Annotated in this window: 19 protein-coding genes; 16 read left to right on the forward strand and 3 right to left on the reverse strand. The window is 73.7% G+C overall.

Translation table 11 applies throughout. The features are described from left to right. The first annotated feature begins 3 nt into the window (after positions 1-3). The 5 genes from ABD160_RS04600 to ABD160_RS04620 all read left to right on the forward strand — a co-directional run bounded on the left by ABD160_RS04600 (position 4) and on the right by ABD160_RS04620 (position 5724). On the forward strand, positions 4-1548 hold the full coding sequence (locus tag ABD160_RS04600; RefSeq protein ID WP_344018580.1) for an MDR family MFS transporter: 1545 nt from the start codon (positions 4-6) through the stop codon (positions 1546-1548). A gap of 22 nt (positions 1549-1570) precedes the next feature. Next, entirely contained in the window at positions 1571-2836 is a 1266-nt protein-coding gene (locus ABD160_RS04605; RefSeq protein ID WP_344018582.1) for a macrolide family glycosyltransferase, read from the forward strand. Between the two features lie 163 nt (positions 2837-2999). Beyond that, on the forward strand, positions 3000-3920 hold the full coding sequence (locus ABD160_RS04610; protein ID WP_344018585.1) for a fumarylacetoacetate hydrolase family protein: 921 nt from the start codon (positions 3000-3002) through the stop codon (positions 3918-3920). Continuing rightward, the gene (locus ABD160_RS04615; RefSeq protein WP_344018587.1) at positions 3920-4819 is read left to right on the forward strand and encodes a VOC family protein; all 900 of its coding nucleotides are present in this window, start codon (positions 3920-3922) and stop codon (positions 4817-4819) included. Before ABD160_RS04610 ends, ABD160_RS04615 begins: the two co-directional genes overlap by 1 nt. After that, positions 4816-5724 (forward strand): NAD-dependent epimerase/dehydratase family protein, encoded by a 909-nt coding sequence (locus ABD160_RS04620; RefSeq protein ID WP_344018589.1) that lies wholly within the window; start codon positions 4816-4818, stop codon positions 5722-5724. Before ABD160_RS04615 ends, ABD160_RS04620 begins: the two co-directional genes overlap by 4 nt. Positions 5725-5770: 46 nt before the next feature. Here the strand turns inward: ABD160_RS04620 and ABD160_RS04625 are convergent, their stop codons facing one another. Continuing rightward, positions 5771-6454 carry an NAD(P)-dependent oxidoreductase gene (locus ABD160_RS04625; protein ID WP_344018591.1) on the reverse strand — a complete coding sequence of 228 codons (684 nt, stop codon included), beginning with the start codon at positions 6452-6454 and terminating at the stop codon, positions 5771-5773. A gap of 375 nt (positions 6455-6829) precedes the next feature. Between ABD160_RS04625 and ABD160_RS04630 the strand changes: the two genes are divergently transcribed. Beyond that, positions 6830-7705, forward strand: a complete 876-nt coding sequence (locus ABD160_RS04630) for an alpha/beta fold hydrolase (RefSeq protein ID WP_344018593.1) — start codon at positions 6830-6832, stop codon at positions 7703-7705. 81 nt (positions 7706-7786) lie between these two features. On the opposite strand, the gene ABD160_RS04635 is transcribed toward ABD160_RS04630, so the two are convergent. Together ABD160_RS04635 and ABD160_RS04640 are read right to left on the reverse strand one after the other, a co-directional pair. Then, a complete protein-coding gene (locus ABD160_RS04635) occupies positions 7787-9238 on the reverse strand; it encodes an MFS transporter (RefSeq protein ID WP_344018596.1) in 1452 nt (483 codons plus the stop codon). After that, positions 9235-9828, reverse strand: coding sequence for a TetR/AcrR family transcriptional regulator (locus ABD160_RS04640; RefSeq protein ID WP_344018599.1), 594 nt, complete (start codon positions 9826-9828; stop codon positions 9235-9237). Before ABD160_RS04640 ends, ABD160_RS04635 begins: the two co-directional genes overlap by 4 nt. A gap of 137 nt (positions 9829-9965) precedes the next feature. Between ABD160_RS04640 and ABD160_RS04645 the strand changes: the two genes are divergently transcribed. From ABD160_RS04645 to ABD160_RS04690, 10 genes are read left to right on the forward strand one after another with little or no spacing between them, the layout of a single operon-like run. Beyond that, positions 9966-11156, forward strand: coding sequence for an FAD-dependent monooxygenase (locus ABD160_RS04645; protein WP_344018601.1), 1191 nt, complete (start codon positions 9966-9968; stop codon positions 11154-11156). Between the two features lie 24 nt (positions 11157-11180). Then, a complete protein-coding gene (locus tag ABD160_RS04650) occupies positions 11181-12158 on the forward strand; it encodes a dihydrodipicolinate synthase family protein (protein WP_344018603.1) in 978 nt (325 codons plus the stop codon). Continuing rightward, the gene (locus ABD160_RS04655; protein ID WP_344018605.1) at positions 12155-13612 is read left to right on the forward strand and encodes an aldehyde dehydrogenase family protein; all 1458 of its coding nucleotides are present in this window, start codon (positions 12155-12157) and stop codon (positions 13610-13612) included. The genes ABD160_RS04650 and ABD160_RS04655 overlap by 4 nt, the downstream gene beginning before the upstream one ends. 15 nt (positions 13613-13627) lie before the next feature. Further along, complete coding sequence (locus ABD160_RS04660; protein WP_344018607.1) at positions 13628-14137, forward strand: cupin domain-containing protein; 510 nt, start codon at positions 13628-13630, stop codon at positions 14135-14137. A gap of 45 nt (positions 14138-14182) precedes the next feature. After that, positions 14183-15091 (forward strand): DODA-type extradiol aromatic ring-opening family dioxygenase, encoded by a 909-nt coding sequence (locus ABD160_RS04665; RefSeq protein WP_344019324.1) that lies wholly within the window; start codon positions 14183-14185, stop codon positions 15089-15091. Further along, entirely contained in the window at positions 15088-15618 is a 531-nt protein-coding gene (locus ABD160_RS04670) for a 3-phenylpropionate/cinnamic acid dioxygenase subunit beta (protein ID WP_344018610.1), read from the forward strand. The genes ABD160_RS04665 and ABD160_RS04670 overlap by 4 nt, the downstream gene beginning before the upstream one ends. A gap of 19 nt (positions 15619-15637) precedes the next feature. After that, complete coding sequence (locus ABD160_RS04675) at positions 15638-17038, forward strand: aromatic ring-hydroxylating oxygenase subunit alpha (RefSeq protein ID WP_344018612.1); 1401 nt, start codon at positions 15638-15640, stop codon at positions 17036-17038. Continuing rightward, on the forward strand, positions 17031-17750 hold the full coding sequence (locus ABD160_RS04680; RefSeq protein ID WP_344018615.1) for an SDR family NAD(P)-dependent oxidoreductase: 720 nt from the start codon (positions 17031-17033) through the stop codon (positions 17748-17750). The genes ABD160_RS04675 and ABD160_RS04680 overlap by 8 nt, the downstream gene beginning before the upstream one ends. A 2-nt stretch (positions 17751-17752) precedes the next feature. Continuing rightward, a complete protein-coding gene (locus tag ABD160_RS04685; RefSeq protein ID WP_344019326.1) occupies positions 17753-18964 on the forward strand; it encodes an NAD(P)/FAD-dependent oxidoreductase in 1212 nt (403 codons plus the stop codon). Between the two features lie 11 nt (positions 18965-18975). Continuing rightward, entirely contained in the window at positions 18976-19179 is a 204-nt protein-coding gene (locus ABD160_RS04690) for a ferredoxin (protein WP_344018617.1), read from the forward strand. Positions 19180-19182 lie beyond the last annotated feature (3 nt).

Below are 19182 nucleotides of genomic sequence, written 5' to 3' on the forward strand. Positions count from 1 at the left end.
CACATGTCCCAGTCCACCCGCAGCCCGGCGGGGACCGCCGCGCTGCCGCCGCGCTTCGGCCTCGTCTTCGCCGCACTGATGACGACGATGCTGCTCGCCGCGCTCGACCAGACGATCGTCAGCACCGCGCTCCCGACGATCGTCGGCGAGCTGGACGGCGTCCGTTACCTGGCCTGGGTGACCACGGCCTACATCCTCGCGGCGACGATCGCGATGCCGGTCTACGGCAGGCTCGGCGACCTGCTCGGCCGCAAGCCGCTGTTCATCGGCGCCATCGCGATCTTCATCGCCGGCTCCGCGATCGCCGGGGCGGCGCCGGACATGGCGTGGCTGATCGCCGGGCGGGCCGTCCAGGGGCTCGGCGGCGGCGGCCTGATGATCACCTCGCAGGCGATCGTCGCGGACCTGGTGCCGCCCCGGCAGCGGGCGAAGTACATGGCCCCGATGGGCGCGGTGTTCGGGCTGGCCTCGGTCGTCGGGCCGCTGCTCGGCGGCTGGTTCACCGACCACGCGGCCTGGCGCTGGGCCTTCTGGATCAATCTCCCGCTCGGCGCGCTCGCGCTGCTGATCTGCGTCGTCGCGCTGCGGCTGCCGCGCCGCACCGGCCGGGCCGCGATGGACCCGCTCGGCATCGCGCTGATCGCCGCCGCGGTGACCTGCACCGTGCTCGTCGCGAGCTGGGGCGGCACCGAGTACGCCTGGACCGATCCGGTCGTGCTGTGGCTGGCCGCGGGCGGTGTCGCCGCCTGGATCGCGCTGGTCGTGGTGGAGAGCCGGGTCGCCGAGCCGGTGCTGCCGCTGCGCATCTTCCGCAACCCGATCTTCGTGATCGCCACCCTGATCGGCATGGTCGCGGTCGGCGTCGGGATGTTCGCCGTCGTCGGGTACATGCCGACCTACCTGCAGATGGTCTACGGCGTCGGGGCGACCGAGTCGGGGCTGCTGCTCATCCCGATGGTCGTCGGCATCACCGCCACCGCGTTGCTGTCCGGCCAGCTCATCAGCCGCAGCGGGCGGTACAAGGTGTGGCCGATCGCCGGAACCGCGATCCTCGGGGTGACGGCGTACCTGATGTCGACGCTGACCGCGGACACCTCGCTGGTCGTGGTGTGCAGCTACCTGTTCCTGGTCGGTGCCGGGATCGGGACGATGATGCAGACCCTGGTGCTCGCGGTGCAGAACGCGTTCCCGCTCGCCGACGTCGGCACGGCCACCTCGGCCAACAACTTCTTCCGCGAGATCGGCGCGACGCTCGGCATCGCGGTCGTCGGGACGGTGTTCGCGCACCGGCTCACCGACGAGCTCGCCACCCGGCTGCCGGTCGCGGCCGGTCTCGGCGACGGGGGCTCGCTCACCCCGGCCGCGGTGGCCGCGCTGCCGGACGCGGTCCGCGAGCTGGTCGTCGCCGCCTACCAGCAGGCGCTCGCCCCGATCTTCGGCTACCTGGTCCCGGTCTTCGCCGTGGGTCTGCTGCTCGCGCTGGTCCTGCCGGAGAAGGTCCTCTCCGGCACGAACGAACCGGAACCCGAACCCGAACCCGCTTCCTGATCCCCGTCGAGAGGTGTCACCCGTGCGACTGCTGTTCGCCGGTCCCGGAGCCCCCGGGCACGTCAACCCGACCCTGCCGCTGGTCCGCGAGCTGGCCGACCGCGGCCACGACATCACCTACCTCACCGACGGGTCGTTCCGGCGGACCGTCGAGACGGCGGGTGCGCGGTTCGCGGCTCTGCCGCCGCTCGACATACCGTCCGCCGGGTCGGGCGATCCCGCCGCGGTGATGGGCACCATGATGCGGGCGCTGGTCGGCTACCAGGCCGGACTGCTGCGGGACGGGGTGGTGGACCGGCAGCTGCGGGAGTGCGGTGCGGACGCGGTCTGCTACGACGGCATGCTCGCCGCACCGGTCACCCGGGCCGCCGCCGGCGCGCGGATCCCGGCGATCGCGCTGCACCCGACCTACGCACCACCGGGCGGACCGGCGGATCCGGCCCGGCCGGGCGGCCCGACCGGTCCCGCCGGCCCGACCGGCCCCGGTGCCGGCCCCGGCACCGGTGACGGTGTCGGCCCGCGTCTCGATGCCGATGCCGATGATCCCGGAATCGCCGCGCTGTTCCGCTCGATGGTCGAGCACGGCCGGGCGGCGGCGGGCGAGCTGGGGGAGACCGGGCTGGACCCGTTCGGCGGCCCGGTCGCCGAGCTGAACATCGTGTTCGTCCCGCGCGAGTTCCAGCCCGGCGGCGACGCGTTCGACGAGCGTTACCGGTTCGTCGGGCCGAGCGTCGGTCACCGGGCCGGCGACGACGGCTGGACCGCCCCGTCGGAGCGGCCCGCGGTGCTGGTGTCGCTGGGCACCTCGCCGTTCAACGAGGACGTGGCGTTCCTGCGCGCGGCGATCGAGGCGTTCGCCGACGGCCGCTGGCAGGTGCTACTCGCGGTCGGCGACCGGGTCGCGCTCGACGATCTCGGCGCGATCCCGCCGAACGTGCACGTCGAGCGCTACCTGCCGCAGCTGCTCGCGCTGCGCCGGGTCGACGTGTTCGTGTCGCACACCGGGATGAACTCGACGATGGAGTCGCTGTACGAGGGCGTCCCGCTGGTCGCGGTGCCGCTGCAGGCGGAGCAGGAGGCCAACGCGGACCGGGTCGAGCAGCTCGGGCTGGGGCGCAGGCTCCGGGGCGACCGCACGCCGGAGGCGATCCGGGCGGCCGTCGAGCAGGTGCACGCCGACGCCGCGATCCGGGCCGCGGTGGGCGCGATGGGCGAGGCGCTGCGCCGGGCCGGTGGGGCGCGGGCGGCGGCGGACGCGATCGAGGCGCACGTCGCGGCACCGGGGTGAGCGCGCCGCCCGGCGATGTTGACGACGTCGTCCGCACTCGGTAGGTTTCGGGCGAAAGTATTTCGATTAACGAACTGCGGCTCGCATCGATGGTGTCGCAACAGGTCCGCGGCCACGCCCGGTCCCGTGGCCGCCGCGTGGCGGGCGCGGGAGAGGGGTTCTCGTGCGCGAGGCACCATGGATGCTCGTCACCCACCATCAGGGCGATCCCGCGAAGACCGAGCTCGGCGTGCTCGCCGGCGGCTCGGTGCGGCGGGCACCGGCCGAGCTGTCCGGGCTGACGATGCTCGAGCTCCTGGAGCGCTGGGACGCACTCGGTCCCCGGCTGCACGGCCTCGACCCGGCGGAGCTGGACGAGGTCCCCGGCGCGGTGCTGGTGACCCCGCTGCGCTACCCGGCGGCGGTGCTCTGCGCCGGTGCGAACTACCACGGCCATCTCGCCGAGATGGGCTCACCGCGGCCGGAGGGCCCGGTCCGGCCGTACTTCTTCTTCAAGCCCCCGACCACCTCGGTGATCGGCCCCGACGAGCCGATCGTGCTGCCCGCCAGGGACTCCCGCCGGATCGACTGGGAGATCGAGCTGGCCGCCGTGATCGGCACCCGGTGCGCGGACGTCGCACCGGAGCGGGCGCTCGACGTCGTCGCCGGCTGGACCGTCGTCAACGACGTCTCCGCCCGCGACCAGCTCGTCGTGCAGGACTCGGTGTCCCCGGCCTTCCGGCACGACTGGGTCGCCGCGAAGGCCGCCGACACCTTCTGCCCGCTCGGGCCGGGCGTCGTCCCGTCCTGGCTGGTGGAGGATCCGCAGGACCTGCGGCTGCGGCTCTCGGTGAACGGGGAGGTGCAGCAGGACTCCAGCACCGCCGACATGATCACGCCGATCACCGAGCTGATCGCGCAGGCCAGCCGGGTGGTGACGCTGCAGCCCGGGGACGTGGTCGCGACCGGCACGCCGGCCGGGGTCGGCGTCGCGCGCGGGAAGTTCCTGGCGCCCGGCGACGTCGTCGAGGCCTGGATCGAGGGCATCGGGACGCTGCGCAACCCGGTCGCCGGACCGGCCGTGACCGCCGGCGGAGGTGCCTGATGGGGGAGCAGCCCGCGGTGCGCGTGTCGAAGCTGGGCTACGTCGGCTTCCGGACGCCGGACGTCGCCCGCCTGGTCGAGTACTACACCCGGGTGCTGGACTTCGTCCTGGTCGACGGTGACGACGACGGCGCCCATCTCACCACCGGCGCCGACCACCACTGCGTGGTGATCGAGCGCGGCGAGGCGGCGGCCCGGCAGGTGGTCAGCTACGAGATCCGGGAGGACCTGGACCTGGCCGCGAAGCGGCTGGCCGACGCGGGCCACCGCAGCGAGCGCCGCTCCGACATCGGCCCGGGCACGCCGGACGTGCTCGTCGTCGAGGAGCCGGGCACCGACGTCCCGCTGCACCTGATCACCGCGCAGGACCCGAGCGGGGTGGGCACCCCGACCCCGCTGCGCCCGACCAAGCTCGGCCACGTCGCCGGCTTCGCCCCCGAGCTCGCCCCGATGCAGGCGTTCTACCAGGAGCTGCTCGGCTTCCGCTGGTCGGACACCATCGGCGACTTCTTCGTGTTCCTGCGCTGCAACGCCGAGCACCACGCGGCGAACTTCATGGCGAGCACCAGCCTGCGCGGCATGCACCACATCGCCTACGAGATGCGCGACCCGAACCACCTCATCGCGATGGTCGACCATCTCGCCAAGAACGGGCACCGGCTGCACTGGGGCCCCGGCCGGCACGGCCCCGGGCACAACCTGTTCACCTACCACCGCGATCCGGACGGGAACACGATCGAGCTGTTCACCCAGATCGACGTGATGCACGACGAGGGCCGTGGTTGCTGGGAGCCGCGCCCGTGGCACGAGGAGTACCCGATGGGCCCGCGCACCTGGCAGCCCGGCCCGGAGACGGTCAACATCTGGGGCCCGCTCGACCAGTCGGCGTTGCGGCGGTGAGCCCGGTGCGGGTGATGGTGTTCGGCGGCAGCGGGTTCATCGGGCGGCGCCTCACGCACGCCCTGCAGCAGCACGGCGCCGACGTGGTCGTCGCCGACATCGCGGCGCCGCCGGGTGCGCCGAGCGGCGAGTTCGTCCGGTGCGACCTGCGCCGGTTCGACGACGTGGTGTCCGCCCTGGTGTCTGCCCGACCGGCCCGGGTGGTCAATCTCGCCTACATGCTCGGGTTCGACCATCCGCCGCACGTCGCGCTGGCGCTCAACGTGCTCGGGATGGACAACCTGTTCGAGGCGGCCCGGCTGCTGGAGCTGGAACGGGTCGTGTTCGGCAGCTCGTTCGTCGTGTCCGGGCGGCAGGAGCGGTTCGGCGAGCGCGCCGTCACCGAGGACGACGAGACCCCCGGCCTGGCCCACCAGTACGCCGTGCACAAGGTGTTCAACGAGAACCAGGCCCGCGACTACCGGGAGAAGCACGGCACCCCGATCATCGCGGTCCGGCCGGCCAACGTCACCGGGCACGACAAGTCGTTCGGCACGATCGACCACGTGCGGTGCGTGACCGGGCCGGCCCGCGGCGAGGCCGTCCGGTTCCCCTACGCCGACGCGATGCGCTGCCTGGTGCACGTCGACGACGTCGCGGAGGCGTTCGCCAGGGTGACCCTGGCCGACGCCCCGGAGCACCCGGTCTACAACATCGGCGGCGACGCGATCGGCATGGGCGGGCTGGCCGGCATCGTCCGCGAGCTGGTGCCCGGCGCCGACATCTCCTTCGAGCACGAGACCGGCGCCGCCGCGGGCAGCACCACCTACCTGGTCGACAACAGCCGGTTCGTCAAGGAGTTCGGGTTCGCCCCGCGATCGGCCCGGGACAGCGTCGTCAGCATCCTCGACGCGCTGCGCCGCTGATCCGGACCGGCCCCGCACGCCACGTGCGGGGCCGGCCCGGTCCGGATCAGTAGGCGACGCCGATGTGCTCCCGGCGGTGCTTGCCCTGCTCGATCTCGTCGACCACCGCGAGGGCGAAGTCCGCACCGCCGATCGCGCTGGACCCCTCGGCGTCGAACAGTGCGACGTCGTCGTCCCCGATCCGGTAGCGGCCGGTCGGCTCGCCCGGGACGTGCGCGCCGAAGCCCATCCCCGGCGAGACGAACGTCCAGTCCGGCCCGTCGGAGCGGCCGAGCAGGTCGAGCAGCGTCGCGTTCATCTGGCGGGCCTCGTTCAGCAGGCCCTCCAGCGCCTCCGGCGGGACCGGCGGCGCGTCGGCCGCGCCCGGGAACCGCCCGGAGTCGATGATCCGGTCCTCGCCGGGCGCCGGGCGCAGCGAGCTGAACCCGCCGACCACCACGAGCCGCGCACCGGCGGCGGCCACCGCGTCGGCGACGGAGCGGTAGACCGCGCCCAGCTCGCCGTCGAGCGGGCCGCGCGGGGAGAGCGCGCCGACGACCACGTCCGCCCCCTCGACGGCCGCCTGCCGGGCGGCCGGGTCCAGCAGGTCGGCGGACCGGTGGGTGACCGGGCCGCCGGCCGGGGCGGCCGAGCGGCTGACCGAGACGACGTCGTGGCCGCGCCGGGCGGCCTCGTCGACGATGTACCGGCCGGCGTAGCCGGTCCCACCCAGTACGACGATGTGTGTCATGGCGTTCTCCTGTGCAGACGGCCCGCCGCTCGCGGGGCCGGCGGGATCGGGTGAGCGACGTCTCCGGTGTACACCTAGTTGAGGGTTCAACGTCAAGGTGATTGAGGTAGATGTCGCCTGCGCCACGTCCGCCGCGCCCGCCGGTCCGGGCTCGTGTCGCTCACCGGACCACGTTCCTTGAACTCTCCGGCCGCTCGACCATGCTGGATGCCAGATCCCCGCGGCGGGCACCGGACGGAACCCGGGTGCCCCACGGTGACGGCCCGCACCGCCCGGTGGCCGGGGCCGTGCCGCCGTCGACCGGGACACCGGCGACCGGGGTCGAGATCGATGCGAGGTCCGGTACTCGGAACCTCGGACGAAAGGGGTACAGCCATGAGTTCGGTGTGGGTCGACCTGCTCGGTGCCGAAGTGAAGTACTACGACGCCGGGGGCGTGCGTACCCGTTGCATCGAGGCGGGCGAGGGCCCCCCGGTGATCTTCCTGCACGGCATCGGCGGGCACGCCGAGGCGTACGCGCGCAACGTCGTCCCGCTGTCCGACCGGTTCCGGGTGCTGGCGATCGACTCGCTCGGCAGCGGTCTGACCGGCTCCGGCGACAAGCCGGCCGACCTGGACGGCTACCTGGAGCACCTCGGTGCGTTCATGGACGCGGCCGGCCTGGAGAAGGCGCACCTCGCCGGCGAGTCGCTCGGCGGCTGGATCGCGATGTGGATGGCGATCCGGCACCCGGAGCGGGTCGACAAGATCGTGTCGATCTGCGGCGCCCGGCTGACCGTCGAGACCGACCCGGAGTCGCGGGTGTGGACCGACCGCGGTCGCGACGAGCTCAAGCGGCTCACCCAGCAGTTCGTCGAGGACCCGACCCGGGACAACGTCCGCAAGCGGATGGAGTGGCTGTTCCACAAGCCCGAGCGGGACCTCACCGAGGAGCTCGTGGACATCCGCTGGGCGATGTACCAGCGCGGTGAGCTGCGCAACTCGCTCGCCGGTTCGGCCAAGATGCTGGGCAGCAGGCCCGCGCACGACGACGGCCTCGACTTCACCCCGGAGCGGCTGGCCGAGATCAAGCACGAGACGCTGATGCTCTGGAGCTCGCACAACCCGTCCAACACCGCCGCCACCGCGAAGCGCGCCTCGGCCTACCTGCCGAACTGCAGCTTCCAGGTGATGGACGACTGCGGGCACTGGCCGCAGTGGGAGGACGCGGACACCTTCAACGAGATCATCGCCGGCTTCCTGAAGGACTGACGGCACCGGTCACGACGACCCGGGCGCCCGGCCGCGAGTGCGGCCGGGCGCTCCGTCGTCCCCTGCTCGGGCCGGTGCTGCTCAGCCGGGCAGGTGCGCGTCGGCCCGGCTGCGCTCGGCGTGCGCCGCGCGCCCGCGGACGAGCACCCCGCAGACCAGCGCCCCGCCCAGGAACACCGCGCCGGCGGTGGTGAACGCGATCCCGTAGCCGTGCACCTCGGCGGCGTTCCGGGCGTCCGCACCGGTGCCGGGCGCGGCCGCGAGGTGCGCGGCGGTGGCGAGCCCGGCGATCGTGGTGAGCAGAGCGGTGCCGACCGAGCCGCCGATCTGCTGCATCACGGTGACGGTGGCCGAGCCGACGCCGACGTCGCCGGGATCGAGCCGGGCGGTGGCCAGGTTGAGCGCCACCGTCGTCGTCATGCCCTGGCCGAGGCCGAACACCAGCAGCGGCGGCAGCACGCCGGTCCAGTAGTCGGTGGCCGGCTCCAGCAGGCCGAGCCAGAGCAGCGCGCCGCCGGACACGGCGAGACCGATCACGCTGGTCGACCGCGGGCCGAGTGCGGACAGCAGCGGGCCGGACAGGTTCGAGGTGCCGACGACGCCCAGCACCATCGGGATCATCGCCACCCCGGTGAGCGAGGGGGACAGGCCGAGATTGCGCTGCAGGAAGAAGGTCAGGAAGAAGACGACGGCGAAGTTGCCGGTCGAGGCGATGAACCGGTTGACGAAGCCGCCGGCCCGGTCCCGGTCGGCGAACACCCGCAGCGGCAGCAGCGGCACCGTGGCGAGGACCTGCCGGACGACGAAGGCGGCCAGCAGCAGGACCCCCGCGACGAGCGGGCCGAGCACCTCGGGCGCGAGCCAGTCGCCGTGCTCGGCGTTCGCGAGCCCGAGCACGACGCCGAACAGGCCGCCCGCCCCGGTGAGGGCGCCGGAGCGGTCCCACCGGCGCGGCGGCCCGCGCCGGCCCGGCGGCAGCACCAGCAGCACCCCGGTGAGCAGCACGGCGGCGAACACGACGTTGACGTACATCGTCGCCCGCCAGCTCAGCAGCTCGGTGAGCACGCCTCCGAGGACCAGCCCGCCCGCGGCGCCGGAGCCGACGATCGCGCCGAGCATCCCGAAGGCCCGCCCGCGGGCCCGGCCACCGGGATAGGTCTCGGTGAGCAGGGCCAGCGTGGTCGGCGCGAGCAGCGCGCCGAAGACGCCCTGGGCGGCCCGGGCGGCGAGCAGCGTCTCCACGTTCGGTGCGGCGCCGCCGACCGCGGAGGCCACGGCGAACCCGACCAGCCCGGTGACGAACGCCGCGCGGCGGCCGAGCCGGTCCGAGACGGTGCCGCCGACCAGCAGCAGGGCGCCGAAGGAGAGTGCGTAGGAGATCACCACCCACTGCCGCTGCGGGTCGTCGAAGCCGAGCGCGACCTGGGCCGATGGCAGCGCCACGTTGATGATCGTGTGGTCGACCACGATCATCAGCTGGGCCAGCGCGATGAGCAGCAGCACCGGCCACCGGCGGGTCGGGCCGGGAGTCACCGGCCGCCCCGGGTGACGGCCCGGACGACGATCGCGGCGACGTCGTCGAACTCGGCGGCGATGGTGGGCCGGGTCCGCCAGGCGTGCGCGTGTGCCGGATGGTGGAACCGCGCCGTCGCGTGCACGATCGCGCGGGCGGTGACGGCCGGATCGGCGACGGCGATGGAGCCGTCGCCGACGCCGGCCGCCAGGATCCCGCGGATCTGCCGGGTCAGGTCGGCGACGTGCTCGTCGCGCACGTCGCTCTGCTCGGTCACCAGCGCCCAGTAGGTCGCGTGCAGCTGCGGATCGCGGGTGGCCTGCTCCCGGGACGTGCTGAACAGGCAGGTCAGCCAGCTGCGCAGTCGCTCGGGTGGCGGGACCGCCGGATCCGCGGCGATGACGGCGAGCTCCTGGTGGGTGCTCTCCAGCCAGCGCCGGGTGACGGCCTCGCGCAGCGCGGTCTTGCTCGGGAAGTGCCGGTAGACGCTGCCGTGGCTGACCCCGAGGCTGCGCGCGACGTCGACGACGGTCGTCTTGTCGGGTCCGTGCCGGCGCAGGGCCGTCTCGGTCGCCGCCAGGATCGCCTGCCTGTCCAGGGCCCCGCCCATGGGTCACCTCCGGTCCGGATCCGATCGGATGCTAACAAGTGACAGAAGCGCGATTCTGTTAGTACGGTCTCGTTGACGCGCCCGGCGAGCGACCACTATCGTCGGCGAAGTTCTTTCGCATAACGAAGGGGAGCTCCATGGCAGACGGCCTGCGCGTCGCGGTTGTCGGCGGCGGTATCGGCGGACTCGCCTGCGCGAACGCCCTGCTGGGCCGCGGCGTGGACGTCCACGTGTACGAACAGGCCCCCGAGCTCGGCGAGGTCGGGGCGGGCGTGTTCATGAGCCCGAACAGCCGCCGGCTGCTCGAGCGGATGGGCCTGGGCCCGGCACTGGCCTCGGTGGGTGCCCGGGTCGGCGAGGGGTCCTGCTACTACCGGGCCGACGGCACCCGGGTCGCGCCGATCATGACGACCGACTCCAGCGGCTGGAACGGCGTCTACGGGATGCACCGGGCGGACCTGCTCGAGGTGCTGGCCACCGCGCTGCCCGCCGAGCGGGTGCACACCGGCCACCGCTGCGTCGGGTTCGAGCAGGACGCCGACGTCGCGCGGCTGTTCTTCGCCGACGGGCAGCGGGTGGAGGCCGAGGTCGTGGTGGCGGCCGACGGGATCAAGTCGGTGCTGCAGCAGTACGTCGTCCCGCCGTCGACGCCGGTCGACTCCGGCTCGGTCGCCTACCGCGGGCTGATCCCGGCCGCCGAGCTGCCCTGGTGGAAGCCGGAGGTCTCGCAGCTGTGGATGGGCGAGGGCAAGCACTTCATGGCCTACCCGGTGCGCCGCGGGGAGCTGATCAACTACGTCGGCTTCCTGCCGTACGAGAAGGCCGTCGAGGAGTCCTGGTCGGCCCCCGGTGACCCGGACGAGCTGCGCGCCGGATTCACCGGCTGGGCCCCCGAGGTCACCCGGCTGCTGGAGAAGGTCGAGACCACGCACTGGTGGGGTCTCTACGACCGGGAGCCGCTGAGCCGCTGGACCGAGGGCAGGCTGACCCTGCTCGGCGACGCCGCGCACCCGATGCTCCCGCACCTGGGCCAGGGCGCGAACCAGTCGATCGAGGACGGCGTCGCGCTCGCGGTGCACCTGGGCCGGGCCGCCCCCGCGGACGCGCCGCAGGCCCTGCTCGCCTACGAGGAGCAGCGCCGCCCGCGCACCTCCGAGGTGCAGCTCGGCGCCCGGGCCAACGGCCGCCGCTACGACTCGCAGCTCGACGACCTGGGCGAGCGCGACTCGCAGATCGCGAGCTCGGTGTCCTTCCGGCAGTGGCTCTACGACCACGACGCCGAGGCCGCCGCGGAGGCCGGCGAGCCGGCCGCCGCGTTCCGGGCCTGAACCCCCTTCGAGAGGAGCACGACGATGACGACCGTCACCCCCGATGACGTGCGCGGCGTCCTGGCGATCATGCCGACCCCCGCGACCGCCGACGCGGGCGATCCGGCCGCCGTCGACACCGTCGACCACGCCGAGTCCGCCCGGGCCGCCGACGCGCTGGTCACCGACGGCGTGGACGCCGTCCTGACCACCGGCACCTTCGGTGAGGGCGCCACCCTGACCTGGGACGAGCACCGGGCGTTCGCCCGCACCGTGGTCGACGCGGTGGCCGGGCGGGTCCCGGTGTACGTCGGCGCGACCACCCTGAACACCCGGGACACCATCGCCAGGGCCCGCGAGCTCGCCGGGCTGGGGGTCACCGGGCTGCTGCTCGGGCGCCCGATGTGGTCGCCGTGCGACGACGAGGCGACCGTCCGGTTCTACCGCGACGTCACCGACGCGGTGCCCGAGCTGGCCGTCATCGTCTACGACAACCCGGTCTCGTTCCGCGGCAAGATCCCGCCCGCCGTCTACCGCAGGCTGGCCGAGATCCCGCAGGTGGTCGCCGCGAAGTACCCGGTGCTCGGGCCGTCGTTCCTGGCCGACCTGGACGCGGTCGGCGACCGGATCAAGATCCTGCCGGTCGAGCGCGACTGGTACTACACCTGGCGCTGGGCCCCCGAGGCGATGACGGCGTGCTGGAGCGGCAGCGCGTCCTGCGGCCCGGCCGCCGCGGTGGAGCTGCGGGACCGGCTCGCCGCCGGGGACGCGGCCGGCGCCGAGGCGATCGCCCAGGAGTACCGGTACGCCTCGCGCACCTTCTTCCCGAAGGGCAGCTTCGAGCTGTTCTCCACCTACAACGTGCAGCTGGAGAAGATCCGGATCGACGAGGCGGGCTACATCGCCGCCGGGCCCTGCCGCCCGCCCTACGTCGACTGCCCCGACGAGTACGCCGAGGGCGCCCGCGAGTCCGGCCGCCGGCTCGCCGACCTGCACCGCAAGTTCGCCGGGGACCGGGCGTGACCGCGGTCGGCGTCCGGCACGTCCGGCACCTGGTGGGCGGCGCCGAGCTCGACGGGGAGACCAGCTTCGAGGTCCGCGACCCGGGCCGGACCGCCGATCTCGTCGCGACCGTCGCCGACGGCGGCGCCGAGCTGGTGGACCGGGCCGTGCGCGCCGCCGAGGAGGGCTTCCGGGCCTGGTCGGCGGTCGGGCTGGACGAGCGGCTGGCCGTGCTGGGCCGGGCCGCCGACCTGCTCGACACGCTGGTCGACGATCTCGCGCCGGTGCTGACCCGGGAGAACGGCGGGCTGCTCGTCGAGACCCGCACCGACCTGGTCCGCGGCATCGCGGTGCTGCGGTCCACGCTGGCCGTCGCCGACGGCCACCTCCGGCCCTCGGTCACCGAGTCGCCGACCGAGCGGTTGCTGATCGAGAAGGCGCCGATCGGGGTGGCCGGCCTGGTGGTGCCGTGGAACTCGCCGATCGTGCTCGCGATGAGCAAGGTCGCGCCGGCGCTGGCGGCCGGGAACGCGATCGTCCTGAAGCCGTCGCCGGAGGCGCCGGTGGTGCTGACCGCGGTGCTCGCCGCGCTGGCCGGGACGCTGCCCGCCGGGACCGTGAACGTGGTGAACTCCAGCGGCCCGGCCGGGCCGGCGCTGACCGCGCACCCGGCGGTCCGCAAGGTCTCGTTCACCGGCAGCACCGCGGTCGGCCGCGAGGTGCTGCGCTCGGCCGCCGACACCGTCAAGCGGGTCAGCCTGGAGCTGGGCGGCAACGACCCGGCGATCGTGCTCGACGACGCCGACTTCGCCGACGTCGTCCCGGACCTGTGCCGGGGCGCGTTCACCCGGGCCGGGCAGATCTGCTTCGCGGTCAAGCGGGTGTACGTCCCGCGGGCCCGGTACGCCGAGTTCCTGGACGCGGTGCGCGCCGAGCTCGCCGGCTACGTCGTCGGGCACGGGCTCGACGAGGGCGTGTCGTTCGGCCCGCTGATCAGCGCCCGGCAGCGGGACGCGGTGCGCGGGCTGGTCGAGCGCACCCGGGCGGCCGGCGCGGTGGTCGAGGAGCTGGGCTCGTTCACCCACGACGGCCTCGCCGACGAGGGGTACTTCCTGCGCCCGGCGCTGGTGCACGGCGGCCGCCCGGACGACGAGGTGGTCACCTGCGAGCAGTTCGGCCCGGTGCTGCCGGTGCTGCCCTACGACACCGTCGACGAGGCGGTCGCGCTGGCCAACGACAGCGAGTACGGCCTCGCCGGATCGGTGTGGAGCGCCGACCCGGCCGCCGCCACCGAGGTGGCCCGCAGGCTGGAGGCCGGCTGCGTGTTCGTGAACAGCCACAACGTGTGGTCGCTCTCGTTCGACATGCCGTTCGGCGGGGTCAAGCAGAGCGGCATCGGACGCGAGCGCACCGCGCTCGGACTGCAGGAGTACGTCGAGGACCGGGCGATCCGCTGGATCGCCCGGACCAGGTGAGGGACGGGGACAGGCATGGGGAGTGACGAGCTCGCAGCGTTCCGGCGGGACATCGCCGAGCAGCGCAGGCCGCTTCCGCGGGGCAACGAGGACGCCACGCTGGTGGTCCGCGGAGCGGACCTCGAGTGGTACACGCCGCCCGGGACCAACCCGTCGCACCTGGCGCCGGTGCTGGGGACGCCGATCCGCACCTTCGAGCTGTTCATGCAGGAGATCCCGCCCGGGGTCGCCTCGGACATGCAGCAGCACAACCACGAGGCCGTGCACTGCGTGCTCGCCGGCTCCGGGTACAGCGAGATCGGGGACCGGACGGTCGAGTGGGGGGCCGGCGACTTCGTCTGCGTCCCGCCGCTGGAGTGGCACCGCCACTACAACGGCTCGGACACCGAGCCGGTCCGGATGCTGCTGGTGGAGAACACCCGGCTGCTGGCCGCGCTGGGGCTGAACTACCGCGCCTCCGCCGGCCACGTGAGCTGGTCCGATCACCGGAACAGCCTCGTTGACCGGGACGGCGACCGTGCCTAGCGTCGCCATCCTTCGCAATGCGAACAGAAAGGTCCGTGGGTGACGATGACCACCGACACCACGGCGTCGGAGCAGGGTTCGCGGCGCGCGTTCCTCTGCCTGTCGCACAGCCCGTTCATGACCCTGCCCGGCCGGGAGAACGACGGCGCCGAGTACCGCGCGGCCGTCGACCGGGCCCGCGAGTTCATCGCCGGCTTCGCACCGGACATCGTCGTGATGTTCGCGCCCGACCACATGCACCTGCTCAACGACATCCGGCCGCCGTTCACCGGGGTGCTCTCCGGCCGCACGGTGCAGGAGTTCGACATCACCGAGTGGGAGCTGTCGGTGCACCCGGCGGCCGCCGACCTGTTCCGTGACCTGGTGCAGCACGACGTCGATCTCGCCGTCGGCGAGGACATCGGGGTCGACCACGGGCTGAGCCTCACCGTCCGCCAGCTGTTCGACGACCCGGCGTCCGCCCCGCTGATCCCGATCATCGTCAACGCGATCGGCTTCCCGCTGTTCCCGGTCCGGCGCGCCGCCACCGTCGGCGAGCGGATCGGCGCCGCGCTCGCCGAGCGCCCCGAGCGGATCCTGTTCGTCGGCACCGGCGGGCTGAGCCACAACCCGCCGTTCCCGGAGCCCGCTCCCGGCGCGAAGCGGCTGAGCCCCGAGCAGCGCGAGGAGTCGCTGGCGAACGCGCTGAGCTTCGTCGACCCGGACTGGGACCGCAGGCTGATCGACCTGCTGGCGGCGGGCGACCTGGACACCTTCGCCGCCATCACCCAGCCCGACATCGACCCGCGCGGCGGCGGCGCCAACGAGATCCGCACCTGGGCCGCGGCCTGGGCGGCGGCCGGCGGCGGACCGGCCACCTTCACCGCCTACGAGACGGTGCGGCCGTGGATCACCGGGATGGGCGTGGCGTTCGGCCCCGGCCGCGTCCCGGCGACGGCGGGGGCGGCGGCATGAGCGCCCCGCCCACCACCGACCTGCGCGCGCTGCAGTGGGAGATCGAGCAGTTCCTCTACCGGGAGGCCGACCTGCTCGACGAGCGCAGGCTCGACGAGTGGCTGGACACCCTGCACGAGGACCTGGAGTACCAGGTCCCGCTGCGCCGCAACGTGCACTCCGACGACCGGGCGCTCGACCACACCCGCGCCGGGCTGGACGCGATGTGGTTCGACGAGGGCAAGGAGACCCTCGCCAAGCGGGTCGCCCAGCTCGCCACCGGTGAGCACTGGGCCGAGGAGCCGATGTCGCGGGTGTCGCACGTGGTCACCAACGTGCGCCCGGTCCGGGTCGGCGCCGACGACGTCGACCTCACCAGCCGGCTGCTCGTCCACCGCAACCGCGTCGACACCGAGACCAACATCCTGGTCGGCCGGCGCAAGGACACCCTGGTCCGGGACGGCGACGGCGGCTGGCTGCTGCGCAAGCGCGTCGTGCTGCTCGACCAGAGCGTCCTGATGACCAAGAACCTGACGTTCTTCCTCTGATCCGAACTGGTGGTCCACCGTGGTACCTGACAAGGAGACTCGCGATCTGACGTCCCTGGTCGACGTCGAGAACGGCGTGGTCAGCCGGGAGATCTTCCTGGACGAAGCGATCTTCAAGATGGAGCTGGAGAACCTGTTCTCCCGCGCCTGGCTGTTCGTCGGGCACGAGTCGCAGGTGCCCGAGGAGGGCGACTACTTCGCGTCCCGGATGGGCACCGACCCGGTGCTGATGACCCGCGGCACCGACGGCGAGGTGCACGTCCTGCTCAACTCGTGCCGGCACCGCGGGATGCGGGTCTGCCGCTACGACGTCGGCAACACGCTGCAGTTCACCTGCCCGTACCACGGCTGGTCCTACTCGGTGGACGGCGAGCTGGTGGACACCCCCGGCGAGCTGTTCGGGGTGCCGCACTTCGCCGGCGCCTACGCCGGCAAGCTCCGCCGCGAGGACTGGGGGCTGGTGCGCCCGGGGCGGACCGTCAACTACCGCGGCCTGATCTTCGCCACCTGGGACGAGTCGGCGCCGTCGTTCGAGGACTACCTCGGCTCGTTCAAGTACTGGGTGAACAACCTGGCCGACTCGATCAGCGGCGTCGAGGGCGGCTCCGAGGTCATCGCCGGCGTCCAGAAGTGGCGGGTGAAGGGCAACTGGAAGTTCGTCGCGGAGAACTTCCTGGGCGACTCCTACCACGCCGACACCACGCACTCCAGCGTCGAGAACGTCGGGATCGGCCCGGCCGGCTCGTCCGGCACCCGGCACGGCACCGGCCCGCAGGCGCTCGCCGCCCGCCGCGCCACCTGGCACCGGTGCCTGTCCTGGCCCGCGCTCGGCCACGGCTCCAACGACTCGCCGGACGAGGAGCGCGCCGCGCCGCAGTTCGCCGACCATCCCGAGCTCACCGAGTACTTCGCCGAGCTCTACGAGCGGAAGCGGGCGATCCGCAAGGCGGCCGACGAGCCGGTCGGCGCGAACGGCCCGGCGACCCTGTTCCCGTCGATGTCGCTGCACGCGCTGGGCTTCCCGAAGACGATCCTGGTGGCGCACCCGGTCTCGCCGACCGAGACCGAGATGTGGCGCTGGTACATCGTCGACTCCGACGTCCGCGACGACGCCCGGGACTGGCTGCGGCGCTACTACCTGCGCTACTCCGGGCCCGGCGGGATGACCGAGCAGGACGACATCGAGAACTGGGACTACGCCACCAGCGCCAGCCAGGGCACCCGGGCCTCGAAGCTGCCCTACAACTACTCGCAGGGCCTCGGGCAGACCGAGCCGAGCAGGCTCGACGGTGCCGTGGTCTCCACGCACTGGTCCACTGAGGAGAACGCGCGCAACTTCTACCGGCACTGGGCGCGGATGACCCAGGGCGACCAGTGGCCCGCCGGGACGGCGTCGACGAACGGCCGGGCCGGTGGCTGAGCCGCTCCGGACCGCACCGTTCCGGACCGCACTGGTCACCGGCGCCGGCTCCGGGATCGGGGCGGCCGTGGTCGCCCGGCTGCTGGCCGGCGGCACCGAGGTGGTCGCGCTGGACCGCAGCTTCGGCGACCTGCCCGACGACGGCGCGAAGCGGGTGACCGGTGACGTGACCGTCGCCGCCGACCGTGAGCGTGCCGTCGCCGCCGTGGGGGACCGGCTGGACCTGCTGGTCAACGCCGCCGCCGTGCGGCCCACCGGCCCGCTCACCGGGACCGGCGAGGACGACTGGAACCGCTGCTTCGCGGTCAACGTGACCGCCGCCGCGGCCCTGCTCGCCGCGGCCGCACCGGTGCTCTCCGACGACCGCGGCAGCGTCGTCAACGTGGCCTCCGCCGCGGCCTACGGGCGCCGCTCGCTCGGCGCCTACGGCTCGTCGAAGGCGGCGCTGATCAGCCTGTCCCGCACCGCGGCCACCGAGTTCGCCGAGCGCGGCATCCGGGTCAACGTGGTGCTCCCGGGCACCACCGACACCGGGATGCTGGTGTCCGCCAGGGCCAGCGGCACCGGCACCGGCGACGACCGCTCGCCGCGCAACCTGGGCGGCCGGGTTCTCAGCGCCGCCGGCGTCGCCGACACCCTGCTGCAGGTCGCCGGTGCCGCCCTGGTGACCGGCGCGGTCGTCCCGGTCGGCCTGCTGCCGTGGGAGTGGTGAGCATGCAGACGATCGTGATCGTCGGGGCCGCGCTGGCCGGCACCCGGGCCGCCGAGGCGCTGCGCGACGAGGGCTTCGAGGGCCGCGTGCTGCTGGTCGGCGACGAGCCGGGCAACCCCTACGACCGGCCGCCGCTGTCCAAGCAGTACCTGGGCGGCGAGTGGCCCGCCGAGCAGCTCGACCTGCTCTCCGCCGACGACCTCGACGACCTCGAGATCGAGCGCCTGGCCGGGGTGGCCGCGACCGGCCTCGACGTCGCCGGGCACCGGCTGCGGCTCGCCGACGGCACCGGGCTCGGCTACGACGGCCTGGTGATCGCCACCGGCGCGCGGCCGCGGACCGCGCCGGAGCTGGCCCCGGGCACGCCGGGCGTGCACGTGCTGCGCACCCTGGCCGACTCCGCCGGGCTCGCCGCGGCGCTGCTGCCGGGCCGCCGGCTCGGCGTGATCGGCGGCGGGTTCATCGGCTGCGAGGTCGCCTCGGTCGCCACCGGCGCCGGCGTCGAGGTCACCGTGTTCGAGCGGGCCGGCGTCGTCATGGGCCAGGTGCTGGGCGAGCGGATCGGGCGCCGGCTGCAGGCGCTGCAGGAGTCCCGCGGCGTGCGGGTGCGCACCGGCGTCGCCGTCGAGCGGATCACCCGCGGTCCCGGCGGGCTGGTCGTGCACGGCGCCGACACCGTCGTCGACGACGTGCTGATCTCGATCGGCGCCGTGCCGAACGTCGAGTGGCTCGACGGCTCCGGGCTGCCGGTCGACGGCGGCCTGCTCTGTGATCCGGCGCTGTTCGCGGCCGACGACGTCGTCGTCGCCGGGGACGTCGCCCGGCTCACCGACGCCGACGGCCGCCCGCGCCGCCGCGTCGAGCACTGGACGCACGCCGCCCTGCAGGGCGAGACGGCGGCGGCGAACCTGCTCGCCGGCCGGGCGGCCGCCACCCCCTTCCGGGCCGTGCCCTACGTGTGGTCCGACCAGTACGAGGTGCGGGTGGAGATCCTCGGCGAGCCGGGCCCCGCCGACGACGTCGAGCCGGTGCTCGGCGACGACGGCACCGCACCCTGCCTGTACGTCCACCGGCGCGCCGGGCAGCCGGTCGCGCTGGTCGGGATCGACGCGCAGGAGATGGTCCTGCGGGCCCGCCGCGAGCTCGACGCGGCGGGCGGCTGGGACGCGTCGCTGATCGACCGGATCGTGACCCCCGCCGGGTCCGCACCCTGAACGGAGGACTGATGAGCGCCATGCGAATCGAAGCCGACGAGGACAAGTGCCTGGCCTACGGCAACTGCGTCGCCGCGGCCCCGGACGTGTACGAGGTCGTGGACCAGAAGGTGCGGATCCTCGAACCCGAGCCCGGTCCGGAGGCACTGCCCGCCGCCCGCAAGGGGGTCCGGCGCTGCCCGGCCAAGGCCCTGCGCCTGGTCGACGACGCCTGACCC

Source organism: Pseudonocardia kongjuensis (assembly GCF_039526905.1).
In the GTDB taxonomy this organism is placed as follows: domain Bacteria; phylum Actinomycetota; class Actinomycetes; order Mycobacteriales; family Pseudonocardiaceae; genus Pseudonocardia; species Pseudonocardia kongjuensis.

What these genes read in the sequence shown, in the direction of transcription:
- ABD160_RS04670 (WP_344018610.1), top strand. Translation starts at nt 15,088, where the DNA reads ATGAGCGCCCCGCCCACCACCGACCTGCGCGCGCTGCAGTGGGAGATC.
- ABD160_RS04625 (WP_344018591.1), bottom strand. Translation starts at nt 6,454, where the DNA reads ATGACACACATCGTCGTACTGGGTGGGACCGGCTACGCCGGCCGGTAC.
- ABD160_RS04690 (WP_344018617.1), top strand. Translation starts at nt 18,976, where the DNA reads ATGAGCGCCATGCGAATCGAAGCCGACGAGGACAAGTGCCTGGCCTAC.
- ABD160_RS04640 (WP_344018599.1), bottom strand. Translation starts at nt 9,828, where the DNA reads ATGGGCGGGGCCCTGGACAGGCAGGCGATCCTGGCGGCGACCGAGACG.
- ABD160_RS04630 (WP_344018593.1), top strand. Translation starts at nt 6,830, where the DNA reads ATGAGTTCGGTGTGGGTCGACCTGCTCGGTGCCGAAGTGAAGTACTAC.
- ABD160_RS04665 (WP_344019324.1), top strand. Translation starts at nt 14,183, where the DNA reads ATGACCACCGACACCACGGCGTCGGAGCAGGGTTCGCGGCGCGCGTTC.
- ABD160_RS04685 (WP_344019326.1), top strand. Translation starts at nt 17,753, where the DNA reads ATGCAGACGATCGTGATCGTCGGGGCCGCGCTGGCCGGCACCCGGGCC.
- ABD160_RS04650 (WP_344018603.1), top strand. Translation starts at nt 11,181, where the DNA reads ATGACGACCGTCACCCCCGATGACGTGCGCGGCGTCCTGGCGATCATG.
- ABD160_RS04615 (WP_344018587.1), top strand. Translation starts at nt 3,920, where the DNA reads ATGGGGGAGCAGCCCGCGGTGCGCGTGTCGAAGCTGGGCTACGTCGGC.
- ABD160_RS04600 (WP_344018580.1), top strand. Translation starts at nt 4, where the DNA reads ATGTCCCAGTCCACCCGCAGCCCGGCGGGGACCGCCGCGCTGCCGCCG.
- ABD160_RS04645 (WP_344018601.1), top strand. Translation starts at nt 9,966, where the DNA reads ATGGCAGACGGCCTGCGCGTCGCGGTTGTCGGCGGCGGTATCGGCGGA.
- ABD160_RS04660 (WP_344018607.1), top strand. Translation starts at nt 13,628, where the DNA reads ATGGGGAGTGACGAGCTCGCAGCGTTCCGGCGGGACATCGCCGAGCAG.